The organism is Azospirillum terrae (assembly GCF_053470425.1).
The window spans coordinates 274,026-290,375 of record NZ_JBPXMR010000001.1 but is presented as its reverse complement, the minus strand read 5'-3'; the positions used below and the strand labels follow the sequence as shown (position 1 = coordinate 290,375).

At 68.0% G+C, this 16,350-nt stretch carries 12 protein-coding genes; 4 read left to right on the top strand and 8 right to left on the bottom strand.

The genetic code is table 11. The features are described 5' to 3' along the window. Positions 1-15: 15 nt before the first annotated feature. The 4 genes from ACSVDD_RS01290 to ACSVDD_RS01275 all read right to left on the bottom strand — a co-directional run bounded on the left by ACSVDD_RS01290 (position 16) and on the right by ACSVDD_RS01275 (position 4,289). Positions 16-1,374 carry an outer membrane protein assembly factor BamB family protein gene (locus ACSVDD_RS01290; RefSeq protein ID WP_448187479.1) on the bottom strand — a complete coding sequence of 453 codons (1,359 nt, stop codon included), beginning with the start codon at positions 1,372-1,374 and terminating at the stop codon, positions 16-18. A 4-nt stretch (positions 1,375-1,378) separates the two neighbouring features. Then, on the bottom strand, positions 1,379-2,023 hold the full coding sequence (locus ACSVDD_RS01285; protein ID WP_448187478.1) for a tetratricopeptide repeat protein: 645 nt from the start codon (positions 2,021-2,023) through the stop codon (positions 1,379-1,381). Positions 2,024-2,221: 198 nt separating this feature from the next. After that, positions 2,222-3,421 (bottom strand): hypothetical protein, encoded by a 1,200-nt coding sequence (locus tag ACSVDD_RS01280; RefSeq protein WP_448187477.1) that lies wholly within the window; start codon positions 3,419-3,421, stop codon positions 2,222-2,224. Between the two features lie 223 nt (positions 3,422-3,644). Then, positions 3,645-4,289, bottom strand: a complete 645-nt coding sequence (locus ACSVDD_RS01275) for a response regulator transcription factor (protein WP_448187476.1) — start codon at positions 4,287-4,289, stop codon at positions 3,645-3,647. 764 nt (positions 4,290-5,053) lie between these two features. On the opposite strand from ACSVDD_RS01275, the gene ACSVDD_RS01270 reads away from it, so the two are divergent. Beyond that, on the top strand, positions 5,054-5,800 hold the full coding sequence (locus tag ACSVDD_RS01270; protein WP_448187475.1) for a response regulator transcription factor: 747 nt from the start codon (positions 5,054-5,056) through the stop codon (positions 5,798-5,800). A 95-nt stretch (positions 5,801-5,895) separates the two neighbouring features. On the opposite strand, the gene ACSVDD_RS01265 is transcribed toward ACSVDD_RS01270, so the two are convergent. After that, positions 5,896-6,591 (bottom strand): LuxR C-terminal-related transcriptional regulator, encoded by a 696-nt coding sequence (locus ACSVDD_RS01265; protein ID WP_448187474.1) that lies wholly within the window; start codon positions 6,589-6,591, stop codon positions 5,896-5,898. A gap of 527 nt (positions 6,592-7,118) precedes the next feature. Here ACSVDD_RS01265 and ACSVDD_RS01260 point away from each other — a divergent pair. Continuing rightward, positions 7,119-7,295 carry a hypothetical protein gene (locus ACSVDD_RS01260; RefSeq protein ID WP_448187473.1) on the top strand — a complete coding sequence of 59 codons (177 nt, stop codon included), beginning with the start codon at positions 7,119-7,121 and terminating at the stop codon, positions 7,293-7,295. A gap of 60 nt (positions 7,296-7,355) precedes the next feature. Here ACSVDD_RS01260 and ACSVDD_RS01255 read toward each other — a convergent pair whose 3' ends face one another. After that, positions 7,356-8,858: an nSTAND1 domain-containing NTPase gene (locus tag ACSVDD_RS01255; protein ID WP_448187472.1), complete on the bottom strand. Its 1,503-nt coding sequence runs from the start codon at positions 8,856-8,858 to the stop codon at positions 7,356-7,358. Positions 8,859-9,420: 562 nt separating this feature from the next. Between ACSVDD_RS01255 and ACSVDD_RS01250 the strand changes: the two genes are divergently transcribed. Then, positions 9,421-11,316, top strand: a complete 1,896-nt coding sequence (locus ACSVDD_RS01250) for a potassium transporter Kup (RefSeq protein WP_448187471.1) — start codon at positions 9,421-9,423, stop codon at positions 11,314-11,316. Here the strand turns inward: ACSVDD_RS01250 and ACSVDD_RS01245 are convergent. Next, the gene (locus tag ACSVDD_RS01245; RefSeq protein WP_448187470.1) at positions 11,313-11,966 is read right to left on the bottom strand and encodes a phosphoribosyltransferase; all 654 of its coding nucleotides are present in this window, start codon (positions 11,964-11,966) and stop codon (positions 11,313-11,315) included. The two genes, ACSVDD_RS01250 and ACSVDD_RS01245, sit on opposite strands and share 4 nt — an antisense overlap. 12 nt (positions 11,967-11,978) lie before the next feature. Then, positions 11,979-12,773, bottom strand: a complete 795-nt coding sequence (locus ACSVDD_RS01240) for a substrate-binding periplasmic protein (protein ID WP_448188492.1) — start codon at positions 12,771-12,773, stop codon at positions 11,979-11,981. A gap of 186 nt (positions 12,774-12,959) precedes the next feature. Between ACSVDD_RS01240 and ACSVDD_RS01235 the strand changes: the two genes are divergently transcribed. Further along, positions 12,960-16,313, top strand: coding sequence for a response regulator (locus tag ACSVDD_RS01235; protein ID WP_448187469.1), 3,354 nt, complete (start codon positions 12,960-12,962; stop codon positions 16,311-16,313). Positions 16,314-16,350: the final 37 nt, after the last annotated feature.

Below are 16,350 nucleotides of genomic sequence, written 5' to 3'. Positions count from 1 at the left end.
TCCCTGAATGGCTGTTCAACGGTACGCGACGAGCGTCCCGTTGTCGCTCAACACATAAAGGGTGTTGTTGGCCACGACCGGCGGCAAGTAGGTGGCGCCCGGCAGCTTGCTGCGGCCGAGTTCCGCCCCGCTCGCCGGGTCGAGCGTCACCAGCACGCCGTGCGAACCGGCGAGCCACAGCTTGCCCCCGGCCAGCACCGGACCAGCCCAGGAGATCAGCGCCGACTTGGCATCCTTCGGGTCCTTGCGCTTTTCCAGCTGGCTGACCCAGCGGACGCGGCCGGCCTTGCGGGTCAGCGCCACCACTTCGCTGTCGTTGTCGACGACGAACAGATAGTCACCGGCCAGCCACGGCGTCTGCACGCCGCCGATCTCGGCCTCCCACAGGCGGGCACCCATGCGCTCGTCCAGCGCCACGATGCGGCCGGAATGGCCGATGGCGAAGACCTGCCCACGGTCGATCACCGGCAGGCCGCGGATGTCCGCAATCCCGCTCAGCGCACCGCCGCGGCGAATCGCCGCCAAGCTGTCCTGCCACGCGACGCGGCCGTTCTCGTTGCGCAGCCCGAACAGCTCGCCCGAGGAATAGGGCACCACCACCAGAGTGCCGCTGGCGGCCGGACTGGCGGCGCCCAGCAGGCCGGCGCTTTCCAGAATGCCGGCGTGATTCCACTTCACCGCCCCATCGGCCGCGGAGAGCGCGACGGTCTGGTTGTCAAGCGTCAGCACGAGGACGTTGCCACCCACCACCGTGGGCGCGCCGCGCACCGGGCCGGAAACGTGCTTGCGCCACGCGATCGCGCCGTTGGACGGGTCGAGCGCCATCACCTCGGCATAGCCGGTGGAGACGAACAGCCGCCCATCGGCGAAGGCGACGCCGCCGCCCTTGGATTCGCCGCGGCGCTTCTCCGGTCGCAAATCGACGCGCCAGAGCTGGCGGCCGGTGGCCGCCTCCAGCGCTGACACATGCGCCTCGGCGTCCATGGCGTAGATGCGGCCCTGCGCCACCACGGGCGTGCTCAGCAGCACCTCGGAGTCGCTGGAGCCGCTGCCGATGCTGACGCTCCACGCCTGCGTCGGCGAGGCGCCCAGCGCCGGGTGGCCCATGGAATGGTCGGGGTTGCCGCCAGCCTGCGGCCACGCCTCGTTGACCTGCGGCGCCGGCAGCACCACCGGCTGGCCAGCCAACTGCTGGTCCGGCTCGATCTTGCGCTCGCCGACCAGGATGGCGACGCGCTCGCCCTTGAGCGGCGGCGGCGGGGTCTTGCTGAACCAGTCGCCGACGGTGTCGCAGCCCGCCAGCATCAGGCCGAGCAGAGAGGCGGAGAGAAGGGCTGCGCGGCGGGTGTTGGTGCGGGGGGCGGTGCGGGTCATCAGCTCAGCTCTTGCCGTAAAGGGCGGCGAGGTCGGCAGCCCGCGAGCGCACGCCCGAGGGAGCCAGCGAATCGTCCGCGAGTTGCTGGAACAGGGTGCGGGCACGCTGGCGGTCGCCGGCGCGGGCGGCGAGCAGCGCCGTCATCTCACGCGCTGAGAAGCGCCACGGGCTGGCGTCCAGCGTCAGTGGCTGGAGCCGCGCCTGGAGCTGTGCCGCGTCGCCGCCGCCGAGCTGGTGCATGACCGAGAGCAGCGTCGCCAGATCGCGATACATGCCGTCGGCCGCGGTGTCGGCGGCTACGGAGTCGTAGACCGCCACCGCCTCGGCTGTCTTGCCCTCGCCGCCGCGCAGCGCCGCCTCGTTCAGGCGGGCCAGCACGGCGAGGTTGGCTGGCGCCTTGCCGGCGTAGGACGAGAGCGCCTCGATGCCCTTCTGCGGGCTGGCGGCGGTCTGCGACAGAGCGCTGACCAGCCGGCCGGTTTCCGCCTCGCGCTGAGACTTCTGCCAGCCGGTCCACGCCTGATAGCCGGCGGTCGCGGCGACGAGCAGCACCAGCACGGCACCGAACAGGCCGCCATAGCGCTTCATGAACTGCGTCGTGCGGTCGCGGCGCAGATCCTCGTCGACTTCCTGGAAAATGTCGCTCATGGGCCTCGACGGCGTCCTCGTGGGGAATCCGGCTGCGCGTCCCGGCGGGACGCCCGGAACGGAGTCTTAATGGGGCCGGATAGCAGAGGCGGGCGCGCCCGGTCAAGGACGCACCGCACCGGTCACGCCGGCACCGTGCCGGCGACGCCCGAAAACCGGCCGGAGCGCCCCCCGGCCGGTGTTCAGCCCCTTCGCCGGTCAGTCCGCGAGCAGCACCGCCGCCTTGACGTCGCCATCGCGGCCCAGGGCGGTGGGCGGCAGCGCCGCGCAGATCGGCTTCGCCTGCTCCGGCGTCTGGTTGTAGATCGTCGTCTCCAGCAGCATGCAGACCTGCTCGGTGTTGGTCTGCCATTGCGTCGTGCAGTCGCTCACCATCTTCTGCGGGTCCGAGCCGGGCGCCTTGCCCATGCCGGCCTGCCAGCAAGCGGCGATCAGGTCCTGCGTCATCACCTGCATGCCCTTCGGGAAGTTCTCCGTCTTGGGATCGGTGTCGTTCCAGGCGGTGTAGAAGATCTGGCTCGGATGGTTGGCGCCGATCACCGGCACGACCGTGCCGGACGGAAGGGCGAGCATCGCCACCTGATCCACCGCCAGTTCATGACCGAGGAGCTTGGCCAGCCACACCCGCACCGGCGAGCCGAAGGCCACCATGGCCTTGCCGCGGCCGGGCGTCGCCGCGTTGGCGGTCCACTGGTTCAGCATGGTGATGATGTAGTCGGAGAACGCGCCCTCGATGGCGTCGAACTTCTTGCCGTCGTTGGCCGGCGCGGCGATGGGGTTGATGTCGACGATCGCCTGATAGGCGTCCACCGCCGATGCCGCCACGCCGTTGACGGTCAGCAGGTTGGCCCAGCGATTCGTCGTGGCGGAATTCAGGTAGTCCTGCTTCTCGGTCAGCGAGTAGTCGGGCGGGAAGTGCAGCAGTTCCACCGTCGGGTGGTTCACCATGGCGAGGCCGACCGGCAGGAAAAAGCGCCAGCCGTACGGCCAGTTGCCGCTGTTGCCCGCCGCCGTCTTGGTGGAGGCCACGGTGCGCGCGTCGGCGAGCGCCATGTCGCCGGCCGCCAGGAACTCCCGGATCGCCTTCGGGTAAGTCTTGGCCGCGGCCCCGGTGAAGGTCGCGGAGTAGGTCCCGCCCTTGGTGCGCCGCACGACGACCGTGGAGTCGGCGTAGCCGTCCCGCGTCAGGCTCTGCTCCAGGTATTGCGCGATTGTCTCGTCCAGCGACGGCGTGGTGCAGACCGACGCGTCCGCGCAGTTGTTGGGATAGGAGTACAGCGCCTTGACGCGTGCCTCGCTGCCGAGGTTGACCGAGGCCGTCTGCGCCGCCGCGACGCCGGACACCGCCACCACCGAAGCCGCGAAGGTCGCAGCCAGAACCAGATTTCTCGCTTCCATGCTTTCCCCACTCCGCCGATTGCACACGGATGTATTCCGAGAGCCATTATTGTGCCCGCGATGGTAGGGGCATTTCTTGCAGCGATGAAGAAGAAGTTGGTTACAGGCGAGCAACGTTACTTACGGCTGCGGAACTGGTGCGTGGTGGAGACGCGCAAACACCAAGGGCACGAAGGGGGGCGCCCCCCTCGTGCCCTTGGTGTCGCCCTGCCGGTGATTCCGATCAGGAGGCCATCGCGGCGGCGGCGATGACGGCCTGGGTGCGGTTCTTGACGCCGAGCGACTTGAAGATCGCCGTGACGTGGATCTTCACCGTGCCCTCGGACAGGCCCAGTTCGTAGGCGATCTGTTTGTTCGACTTGCCGGCGCGTAGGCAGTCGAGCACTTCGCGCTGGCGCTGCGTCAGGCCGTAGTTGCCGGCGCGCTCGCTCAACCCTTCGGGACCACGGCGCCGCGGGGCGATGTCGGCACCGAAGTTGATGGCGCCGGGCGGGACGTAGATGCCGCCCGAGAACACCAGATTCAGCGCGCCCATCATGACCTTGACGCTGCTGGACTTCGGGATGTAGCCGGTAGCGCCGGCATCGAGCGCGCCGCGGATGTCGCTCAACGCCTCGGAGGCGGAGATCACCACGACCGGCGTGCCGGGCAGGAGCATGTGCACCTCACGCATCCCTTCGAAACCCGGCCAGCCGGGCATGTGCAGGTCCATCAGGACGACGTCGAAGCCTCCGCCGGAACGGCAGTGCTCCATCAGCTCGCCGAAGGTGCCGGCCTCGGTGAAGGTGGCGTCGGCGTGCAGCTGCTCGAGCAGACGGCGCAGTCCCTCGCGGAACAACAGATGGTCGTCACCGATCAAGATCTTCATGTTCCCGTCCACCCCTCGTTGGTCTGGCCTGCGCGGCCGGACGAATTCGTTCAGACCTCCTTCCCACACCGAAGGAGGAGGCGCATCACCCGACAGTATCGGCCGGCGCGCAGAGACAGGTACCACAATCGATGGTGTCTAAACATATCCACAAGTGCCATAGAACCTTTGCGGTCATAGAGTTGACCTTCGGCATCGCGAACCGAGCGTGCACCGCACACTGCCCCTTCCGAATGGAGTAGGCTCTGCCAAAAGTCAGGAGCGACAGCCCGTGGCGCGGCAGCACCGCGCGTCTCCGTAACGACAAAACGCTGGGGTTCTACTTACGATTCACGTAATGCGGGCGACAAGTTTTCTGAATTCGCAATACGCATGCAGAATTCAAAGAACGGCATGGACCAACCGGCAGCACCGGGTGTACCGTCGCACAGATCAATGCTTTACCCGACGCACGGCGCGCGACGCTCTTTCGCGCTTCTGTGATACGGAAGTGTTATCACGAGGAGATCGTTCGTCGCCAATAAGCTCGGCTTGACGAACTCGAATGATAAGCTATCGTTTGATTTACAGGGGAGGAGCATAATTTATAAGATCGACAAGACACTGTCAAGTTTCTTTGCAGAATTTAGTTTGGCTTTGCCGAAAAGTGATGGACGCTTAAGGCGATTTCGCTACCCCAGACGCGGAAGGTGACCCAACAAGCAGCGGAGCCCCGAAACGGGCCGGCCGTGGATGCCCACAGAAAAAAGAGCCAGAGCTGACCCATGCACACGACCCATGAGTACGCGCCCGAGAGAGCATCGCCATCGACCCGCAACGCGGTGAGCCCCATGCACGTCTGCCTGATCCTCGACAATACCGGTCTGACCGATACCGTCGTGCAGGCGCTGGAACGGGCCGGACGCCATCGGATCACCGTGTTCCATGACCTGAGCGAGCTGACGCAGAGCACGCTCACGCCGGACGCCATCCTGATCGGCTTGCAGCAGTTCACGGCGCTCCGCGAGAACGAGCCGATGGTCTATCTGCGGCTGTCGCGGCGCTCGCGCATCGTCGTCGTCCTGTCGTCGCGCGAACTGCTCGACGCGGCGCACATCCTGGCCTTCGCCGACGCCTGGGTGTTCGAGGACATCAACGTCGACCGCATCAACGAGTTGCTCGATCTGGGGCTGGAGGGGCATTGCCTGATGCCCAAGCAGTTCCTTTCGCGCCTCGGCGTCGACGAAATCCGCCTGACCCTCCTGCCCCGCCTGTCGGAGCCGGAGTTCGAGACGCTTCGCCTGCTCGGCCAGGGCCTCAACAACCGCACCATCGCCAACCAGCTCGACCTGTCGGAGGCGGTGATCAAGTCCATGGTGCGCAGCGTCCTGTCGAAGCTGCATTTCCGCAACCGCACGGAAGCCGGCGTCTTCGCCGCGCGGCAGCAGAGTGCGCTGCAATCGGCCCGCGACGGCATGGTGCCGCCGCTCGCGCAGCCTCATCACCACCAGCCCGTCAGCCGTTCGGCCTAGGTCCCAGGTCGGGGCTCCCGGTCGTCTGCTTGGGTGTGTCCGGTCCGGCCGTCGCCGCAGCGATGCTGCGGCGACCGCGCCGTGTGGACCGGTTCCTACTGGTGCGCGGCCGTCGCTCCGGTGGCGGGCACCGCGCCGGCAAGTTCGCCGCCGATGCCGTTGTTCAGCGCCCAGATGGCGGCCTGCGTGCGGTTCGAGGCGTTGATCTTGCGCAGCAGGCTCTTGAGGTGGACCTTCACCGTCGCCTCGGTGATGTTGAGGTGGTTGGCGATCATTTTGTTCGAATCGCCGTTCAGCAGGCAGCGCAGGATCTGCACTTCACGCTGCGACAGCCCCTTGCGCGACACCGGCATGTCGGTGCCGTTGCCGTTCACCCGGCCGCTGATGAGCAGCGCCGCGAGGTGCGTGGGGAACACCTTTTCGCCCATCATCACCAAGCGCAGCGACTGCGCCAGCGCGTCAGACGAGAGATCCTTCATCAGATAGCCATCGGCCCCGGCCTCCAGCGCGTTGGCCAGACGGCGGGTGCACAGGTCGCTGGTCAGGATGACCATGCGGGCGTCCGGAAGGTTGGCGCGCAGGCGGCGCATGCCTTCGGCCTCTTCCTCGCCGCCGTTCACCAGATCGAGCAGGATCAGCTGCGGGCGCATGCCGCCTTCGACGGTGGAGACCGCCTCGCGCAGGTTTCCCGCTTCGGCGACGATCTGGAAAGGCGAATCATCCAGCAGGCGCTTCAGCCCCTCCCGGAAGAGCTTGTTGGAATCGATCAGAAAGGCTCGAACTGGTTCCATTGTCAGCTCCCGCGATGTTCGGATAAATGCGCAAGACTCCGCTGGTAATCTCGTCGGTCTCCGCAACGCGCAGGTCTCCCAACCGCGCCATACCGATGGCATCTTTGTGCCGATATTTTGGGTGAAGATACCCCTGTGTCGTGAAGAACGGTACCACTCTGAGGTATTAACGGAAGAACGCATTGGGTATATGCGCAAAGCCACCTTCGAATTTGGTGTGCTTGAATGACTTTTAAAAGGCTATGGCACCACTTTCACGCCAACAATATTTAGCTACACTACCACGAATTTGAGCGCGATCGGTGACACAGTGAGAACTTTCAGATGCCTGTACGCACCGGAGTTGCACCTGCCTTGCCCTGGGTTGCAATGGAGTACGCAGAACGCGTCGGGGCACACCCCCGCCGAGGCCGCCGGAGCACCCGGTCAAGCCCAAGCCTGTATTGCCTTGGTCGTATGCCGGCGAGCGTCCCAAGCTGTGCTATAGGGGCAGCCGTGATCGCCCCCTACCCCTTTGGAGTGTCCGCGTGTCGGTCTGGGAAATTGCCGGTCTGGCGGCGTTGGCGTACCTGCTCCTGCTGGCGCGCAGCGCCTGGAAACAGGGCGAGTTCCGCCAGTTTCTGTGGAGTCTGGCCATCGTCGCCGGGATCATCGGTGCCATCGCCGCGGCAGTGGTCGCGGCCATGATTTTCGGCAACCGGTGAAGCACGAAAAAGCCCTCCCCGACCGGCAGATCGGGGAGGGCTTGGGATGAACCGGCGGCGTCAGATCTGCCCGCGCTCGTGGGCGAGCCGCATCAGCACGTATTGCCGCATCATCTGGTTGCGGAAGCGGTAGCGAAACCGACCCGGCTCCGGCACCGGCGCCAGCACAGCGCCATGATCCTCGGCGGTGAGGCGGGCCAGCAGATCGTCGAGGTCGTTGAACGCCGGCCGGCCGTCCGGCCCGGTCAGCTCGGAGGGGTCGAAGACGCCATACTCGTCGGCCGGGCACAGGGCGGCGGCGTGCAGCACGTCTTCCAGCTCACCGCGCCGCGCGCCGGCCAGCATCCGGTTGTACGAATCGACAATGCCGCGCTCGGCCTCCTGCAAGCACCGGCTGACCGCGTAGGCGAGGTCGCTGCGCTCCACAGTGGTCGAACCGCGGCTGACCGCGCTGCGCGCCGCATGCAGCCCCAGCAGTTGCGCGTAGTACGGCAGGCCACGCGCGAAGTCGGCGACGCGGCGCACCACCTCGGGCGCGAAGCTGATGCCCGCGTTCTCGGCACCGGCGCTGATCAGCCGCTCGATCTCCTTGTCGGTCATCAGCGGAAGGTGGACCGGCACCAGCGAGCGCTGGATCGACGGGTGCTTGCCAAGCAGCTGGTCCAGGTTCTCCGCCACGCCGACGATCAGCAGCGTCACGGCGATGGAGCTGTCGGTGAGGTTCTTCAGCATCTCCGCCAGCTTGTTGCGGAAATCCTCATCGGTAATGCGGTCGTACTCGTCGAGGATCAGCAGCGCGTGCGTGCCGTAGATGCCGGCCAGCACTTCGTTCAGCTCGGTGACGCTGAAGTTGCCCTCGGGCAGCAGCTCGTTGAAGCTGTTGAAGGTGCGGCGCGCAGCGAACGGGTTGTCCATGCCCGAGCGGTAATAGGTGGACGGAATGCGCCGCAGGAAATGGCGGAAGCTGTCCTCGAAGCTCAGCTCGGCGCTGCACGTGAGCTTCAGCGCCAGATAGCCGGCCTGCGCCGCAACCTGCTCGATGGCGTTGGCGACCGAGGTCTTGCCGCGGCCGCGATCGCCGAACAGGATAACGTGCGCCCGCTCCTCCTCGACCGCCGAGATGATCCGCTTCAGCGCAGCGGTGCGGCCGATGAACAAACCGTTCAGCGCCTGCTTCGGCCGCGTCGGCGTGAAGGCTTCGCGAAGCCGGCCGTTCATCTCCGGCGTCATCCCGGTCAGCAGCGCCGGCGCCGTGCCGCGCGGCCCACGCAGGCCGGTGTTCACCGGCATGGTGAAGCGCGGCAACTCAGCTTCGTCGCCGGACGGCGCCGCAGCGTCCGGGAACAGCCGGCCGCGCTGTGCCGGGGTCAGCCCGGCCCGCGACGGATCGGCCATACCCTGGACGGTGCGCAGCCGTGGCGGCCCTCCCATGGCGACGGGAGGGCGTCCCGCGGCGTCGCCTGGAGGAGCCCCCTGCCCCGTCGAACCGCCGCCCATCGGGCCGCTGCTGTTGAAGTCTTCGTCCGCTCCGGCGGCGCGCCGCTTTCGAAAGAAGTTCCGCATCGCTCCCGAATCCTGACCGTCTCTGCCGACAGCCCACTCCGCCACGGCACCCGCGGGAGTGGCTGCACCCTGCATTTAGGCAACGTAAACCGCTGAACGGCTTGAGATTTCGGATACTATACCGATGCGGGACACACCCCGCCGCCCGCTAAAAGAACAGTACCACTTCCGGCATTGATGGCCGAAGGAACCGGCGCGCTTCATCTGGAAGCACAGGCCCGCCGTATCACAGAACGAGCGCGTGGCCGAGCAGCGTCCAGGCGTACAGCGTGCTCAGGAGCGCAACCAGGGTGAACATCTCCCGCAGGAACCGCATCATCGTCATGGCTGACCTCCGTCTCATCGTCAGGTGAAGCTATCTGGTGACACAGAGCCTGACAGAACGTAATGTGAACATCAAGCGCTAAGTTCGCGCTACGTTCTCATCCCACCAAAGCCTGCCCTGACGCTGGGGGCTTGTCTGTGGAGGATGTTCGTCGGATGTTGTAACTGTGGACGGCAAGGCGCCCCTTCGGCGCCGATGCCGGGCCAAAGGCGCGCCAAAGGGGAAACGACCGCCGCCATGACCGTGCAGACCTCCGCCAACGCAGACGGTCACACCGCCACCAGCCGGCTTCCCGCGCTGATGCTCGGCGCGCTCGGCGTGGTGTACGGCGACATCGGCACCAGCCCGCTCTACACCATGCGCGAGGTGTTCGCCGAAGCCCACCTGCCGCTCAACGAGGCGACCGTGCTGGGCGTGCTCTCGCTGGTGACCTGGACGTTGATGATCGTCGTCACCGTCAAGTACGTCACCATCGTCATGCACGCCGACAACAAGGGAGAAGGCGGCGTTCTGGCGCTCGGCACGCTGGCGCAGCGCGGCCTTTCCAAGCCGCGCAGCCAGCGCATGCTGATCGGGCTGGCGATCCTGGGCATGGCGCTGTTCTTCGGCGACAGCCTGATCACGCCGGCCATCTCGGTGCTCAGCGCGGTCGAAGGGCTTAAGGTCGCCACGCCGGTGTTCGATCCCTACGTCGTGCCGATCACGCTGGCGGTGATCGCAGTGCTGTTCGTCTTCCAACGACAGGGCACGGGCAGGGTCGGCATCCTGTTCGGGCCGGTGATGATGGTGTGGTTCGCCACGCTGGCGGTGCTGGGGGTGATCCAGATCGCCCGCTGGCCCGACGTGTTGCGGGCGATCGACCCGGAATACGCCGTCCTACTGATCGTCGAGCACCGCTGGGAAGCGTTCGTCGGCCTGGGCGCGGTGGTGCTGGCGGTCACCGGGGCCGAAGCGCTGTACGCCGACATGGGGCATTTCGGCCGCAAGCCGATTCGTTATGTCTGGCTGTTCTTCGTCCTGCCGGCGCTGCTGCTGAACTATTTCGGGCAAGGCGCCCTGCTGCTGCACGACGCGGACGCGCGGGCGAGCCCGTTCTACCACCTCGCCCCGGACTGGCTGCTCTACCCGCTGGTGATCCTGGCGACGATGGCGACGGTGATCGCCAGCCAGGCGGTGATTTCCGGCGCCTTCTCGCTGACCCGGCAGGCGGTGCAGCTCGGCTATCTGCCGCGCCGGGAGATCCGCCACACCTCGGTGCACGAGATCGGGCAGATCTACATTCCGCGCAACAACTGGCTGCTGCTGACCGGCGTGGTGTTCCTGGTGATCGCCTTCCAGTCGTCCAGCAATCTGGCGGCGGCGTACGGCGTGTCGGTCACCGGCGCCATGGTCATCGACGCCATCCTCGCCGCCGTGGTGGCGCGCCGGCTCTGGCACTGGAGCGCGTGGCTGACGGCGCTGGCGTTCTCCGCCTTCCTGGTGGTGGATCTGGCGCTGTTCGGCTCGACGCTGCTGAAGGTGCCGCAGGGCGGCTGGTTCCCACTGGTGGCGGCGGTGGCGGTGTTCTTCATCATGACCACGTGGCGCCAGGGCCGCGACGTCCTGGCGGAGCAGCTCTACCGGGACTCGCTGCCCATGGAGATGTTCCTGGCGCGCATCAAGCCTGAATCGCCGATGCGGGTCGCCGGTACCGCCGTGTTCATGACCGGCAACCCCGACGTCGTGCCGCACGTCCTGCTGCACAACATCAAGCACAACAAGGTGCTGCACGAGCGGGTCATCATCCTGACGGTCATCACCGACGACGTGCCCTGGGTGTACGAGGACCGCGCCATTCAGGTGGAGAAGATGGGCAAGGGCTTCTTCCGGGTGATCCTGCACTACGGCTACATGGAGCAGCCGCACGTCCCGCAGGCGCTGGAGCGCTGCCGCAAGTACGGCCTGCACACCGACATGATGGACACCTCGTTCTTCCTCGGCCGCGAGACGCTGATTCCTTCCAAGCGCGTCGGCCTGCCGACGTGGCGTGAGCCGATGTTTATCCTGATGTCGAAGACCGCGCTGTCGGCCACCGAGTTCTTCTGCATCCCGCCCGGCCGCGTGGTGGAACTGGGCACCCAAGTGGAAATTTAGGGGGCTCGCGCCGCCTCCAGGCACGCCACCACCTCCGCGTCGTCCATCTGGTGGAAGTCGCGGTAGAACATGCCGATGGCGTAGAACGGATCGGGGCGCAACGGACAGACCACCGCGTCGACCTCGGCCGCCAACGTGTCCAGCGTGTCTGGTGGCCCGACCGGGACCGCCATCACCAGCGCCGCCGGGCCGGCGCGGCGCACCGCCAGCAACGCCGCGCGCATGCTGGCTCCGGTGGCGATGCCGTCGTCCACCACGATGGCGGTGCGGCCGGCCACCGGCAGCGGCGCCCGGTCGCCCACATAGGCGCGGCGACGGCGCGCGATTTCCGCCAGCTGGCGCGCCGCCTCGGCGCGGATGTAGGCCTCGGGCACGCGGAGACCGGCGCAGACGTCCTCGTTGAGCACCGTCTGCGGCGTCGGCACGTCGACCACGGCGCCGGCCGCCAGTTCCTCCTGGCCAGGCACGCCGATCTTGCGGACGAGCAAAGGCTCCAGCGGGCAGCCGAGCGCCCGCGCCACCGCGGCCCCCACAGCCACGCCGCCGCGCGCCAACCCGAGCACCAGGGGATGCGCATCCCGCCAGGGCTCCAGCACTGTTGCCAGGCGTTGCCCTGCCTCCTGGCGATCGCGATAGACCTCGCGTCGCATTGGGCTCCTCCGTCAGTCGGTGGCGATGATGGGCGTCAGGCCGTTGCGGGCGGCGAAGGCCGCAAGGCGGCCGTCCTGCTTCACCGCCGCGACGAAGGCGTTGACCCGGTCCAGCCACGCTCCGTCGCCCGGCGACACGGCGTAGGCGTAGGGCGTCACCTGCACCGGTGACTCCGGCTGGATCAGCCGCGCCCAGGCGTGGAAGGCCAACATCCGCTGGCCATAGGGGAAGTCGGTGAGGAAGGCGTCGGCGCGGCCGGACTGCACCTCGTCCTCGCGCTCCTGCGGGCGGGTCACGGCGACGACCTTGGCCGCCTTGAACGACGTTCGCGCGAAGCCGTCCATGTAGGTGTCCTTCTGCACGGCCACCACCACGCCGTCGCGGTCGATGTCCTCCCACCCGTGGATGCGCGCGTGGGCGCGCGTGGTGACCGCGTAGATGCCGCTGCGCAGGTAGGGATCGCTGAAGGCGACGCGCTGCGCCCGTGCCGGCGTGACGCCGATGGCGAACATGCCGATGTCACAGCGGTCGGCCAGCAAATCGTCGACGAACCGCACAAAGCTGGTCTCAACGAACGCCACGGCGACGCCGAGGTCGCTCGCGAAAGCGTTCGCCAGATCGATGTCGATGCCCTGGAGTTCGCCGGTGCGCGGATTGCGGTAGGAAATCGCGTAGTAATCGGGCCAGACGCAGACCCGCAAGGTGCCGCTCGCCTGCACGCCGTCCAGCCGCGGCGCGGCTTTCGCCGTCCCGGCAGCCATGCCCGCCGCCAACAGCACCGCCAACGCGGCCACACCGCTGCGCATCGCCACGTACCTTATCCCCAGCATTGCTTCGGCAGATAATAAGGCATCTTAGTATCGCGCGCCACGGCCCGTACACACAGCCCTTGCTTGCAGGCTTTTACGCAAATGCCTAATATCCGAACCATGACCGCGGGCGGCTCCCGGACGAGCCACAAACCGTCGATCCGCGCCGGGAGTTTCGCACGCATGGCCAAGCACGGCCTCTTCCTGAACCGGGGCGGTTTGCTGGCCTTTGCGTTGGTTTCCGTGGCCGCGATCCTGTTCGACCTCGGCTACCAGCTCCACGCCGGGCGCACGCTGTCGCTGGAGAAGGCGTCGCAATCGCTCGCCAAACTCGCCAGCGCGCTGGAGGCCAGCACCACGCGCACCGTGCAGGCGGTGGACGTCACCCTCGCCTCCGTTGCCGACTCTCTGGCCGTCGCCGGCCTTCCCGAATCCGACGCGGCGCGTGCCGACACGCTGGAGCTGTTGCGGGAACGCGTGCGCCGCTCGCCGCACCTGCGCTCGCTGGCGCTGCTGGATACCGCCGGGCGCGTCGTCGTCACCACCGAGGCGGGGGCCGCACCCGACACCGCGCTGGGCGAGCACGACTTCGTCCGCGCGCCATTGAGCGGCAACGAGAAGGACCTGTTCGTCGGCCTGCCGGTGCGCGGGCGCACGCTCGTGGCGCCGCACGACGACCGCTCCGGCCACTGGCTGCTGCCCATGAGCCTGCCGGTGCGCGAAGCCCAGGGCAAGCTGCTGGGCGTCGTGGTCGCCGCCGTCAATCCCGAGTACATGCAGGGCATCTTCGAAGCCGTGCAGATCGGCGAGCACGGCTCGGTGACGCTGTACCGCTTCGACGGCGTGCTGCTTGCCGGGTTGCCGGCGAACGCCGTGGCGGTGGGCCGGTCGGACGCCGCCGCGTCGCCGTTCCGTTCCCACCTGCGCCAGGCCGAGCACGGCGTGTTCAGCGAGACGGCGGACGGACGGCGCCGGATCGTCGCCTACCGGGCCACCCCCGTCTGGCCGCTGGTGCTGGTGCTCAGCCACGACGAGGAGGACGAACTGGCGGCGTGGCGCGCCAACATCCGCGACAGCGCGCTGATTGCCGGCGCCTTCATCGTGCTGATCGCCCTGTTCACGCGCCTGCTCATGCGCAGCCACGGCCTGCTGCACCGGCAGGGCGTGGCGCTGGAGGAGGGCAACGCGCGCCTCAAGGCGATCCTGGAAACCGCGGTCGAGGGCATCCTGACCGCCCGCGCCGATGGCCGGATCGAGAGCGCCAACAGCGCCGCGCACCGCATCTTCAACTTCCCCCCCGGCGATCTGGTGGGCCGCAACATCACCGAACTGATGGTCCCAGGCGAGCGGGAGCCACACGCCCGGCGCCTGCGCGACCTCGCCGGGCTGGGGTCGCGCCCGCCCGCCGGCTTCAGCCGCGAGGTGACCGCGTTGCGCCGCTCGGGCGAGGAGTTCCCGCTCGACATTTCCATCGCCGAGGTGCGGACCCAGGGAGGCCCGCTGTTCGCCGCCATCGTCCGCGACCTGACCGAGCGCAAGCACGCCGAAGCCGATCTGCGCGAGGCCAAGGAGAAGGCCGAGGCCGGCCAGCGCATCAAGATGGAATTCCTGGCGACCATGAGCCATGAGATCCGCACACCGATGAACGGCGTGATCGGCATGGCCGGCCTGCTGCTGGACACCCAACTCACCGAGGAGCAGCGCTCCTACACCGGCACGATCCGCGATTCGGCGGAAATGCTGCTGACCATCATCAACGACGTCCTCGACTTCTCGAAGATCGACGCCGGCAAGCTCGACCTGGAGATGGGCGAGTTCGAACTCGTACCGCTGGTCGAGAGCGTGGTGGAGATCCTCGCCCCGCGCACCTCCGCCAAGGGGGTGGAACTGGTGAGCTTCGTACCGCCGCCGTTGCGCGGCACGCTGCGCGGCGACCCGGCCCGCCTGCGGCAGATTCTCATCAACCTTGCCGGCAATGCGGTGAAGTTCACGGACCAGGGCAGCATCTCCATCCTGCTGTTCGAGGAGGCGGCCGAGGACAACCGCGTGCGCGTCCGTTTCGAGGTGCGCGACACCGGCATCGGCATCGCCGACGCCGACCAGCGGCGCCTGTTCTCCATGTTCTCGCAGGTGGACGCGACACCGGCCCGGCGCCACGGCGGCACCGGGCTGGGACTGGCGATCTGCAAGCGCCTGACCGAGTTGATGGGCGGCAGCATCGGCGTCGACACCGCTCCCGGCCGCGGCAGCACCTTCTGGTTCACGGTGCCGCTGGAGCGGATCTCCGTCCCGGCCGACCCGGAGCTGCGCTGGTCGGGACGGCGCGTGCTGGTGGTGGACGACATGGCAGTGAACCGCGAGGTTCTGGTGCGCCAGCTCGCCGCCTTCGGCATCGTGGCGGAGGCCACCGCCACCGCCGACGAGGCGCTGGCCACGCTCACCGCCGCCGAAGCGCGCGGGGCGCCCTTCGACGCCGCCATTCTCGATCACCGCATGCCGCGCGTCACCGGCCCGGAACTGGCGGAGCGCATCCGCGCCACCCCGGCGCTGGCCCGGCTGCGTCTGGTGCTGGCCTCCTCGCAGCATGGCGGGGATGTGCCCGTTGTTGGCGTGGACGCGCAGTTGGTCAGACCGGTGCGGCTGGACGCGCTGAAGACTTGTCTGGCCCGGCTCCTCGACGCCGATGGCGGGGCTTCGGAACCGTTGCCCATGCGCGCCGCCACCGTCGCCACCGCGCCGGCCCGCCGCTGCCGGGTGCTGGTGGCGGAGGACAACCCGGTGAACCAGCAGTTGGCGCTGGCGCTGCTGCGCCGTGCCGGCCATGTGGCGGAAGCGGTGTCGAGCGGCACCGAGGCGGTCGCCGCAGTGCGCGCCATCCCCTACGACATGGTGCTGATGGACGTGCAGATGCCGGAGATGGACGGGCTGGACGCGACGCGGGTGATCCGCCACCTGCCCGGCGCCATCGCCCGCATCCCGATCATCGCCATGACCGCCAACGCCATGCGCGGCGACGATACGCTGTGCTACGCCGCGGGCATGGACGACTATCTCGCCAAACCGGTGGACGCCGAACGCCTGCTCGCCACGGTGTCGCGCTGGGCCGGGCGGCCGGGCGGCTTCCCGCTCACGGCGCAAGCGTCCCAGCCCTTGGTCGACCCGGCAGCCCCTGCCCCCGCCGGGCCGAAGCCCGTCCAGCCGGTGGACGCCGACAAGATGGCGGAACTGCGCGACGTCCTGGGAGAGGCCGGCATGCGCACGCTGCTGTTCACCTTCTTCCGCGATTCCCCCGGTCACCTCGACCGGCTGCGCCGGGCGTTCCAGGCGGCCGACCAGCAAGCCGCCGAGCGCGAGGCGCACACGCTAAAGGGCGCCGCCGCCAGCATCGGCTTCACGGAGGTGGCCGCCGCCGCCGCGCGCGTGGTGACGGCGGTGCGGCAGCACGACATGGCGACGGCGGCGGCCGAAGCGCTGGCCTTGGACGCGGCCTACGCGTGCGTCCACCGCGAGCACGCCGAGCCGGACCCCGTCGGCTGAACGGGAAGCGCCGCGGCCTTGCTGCCCCGTGAGACGC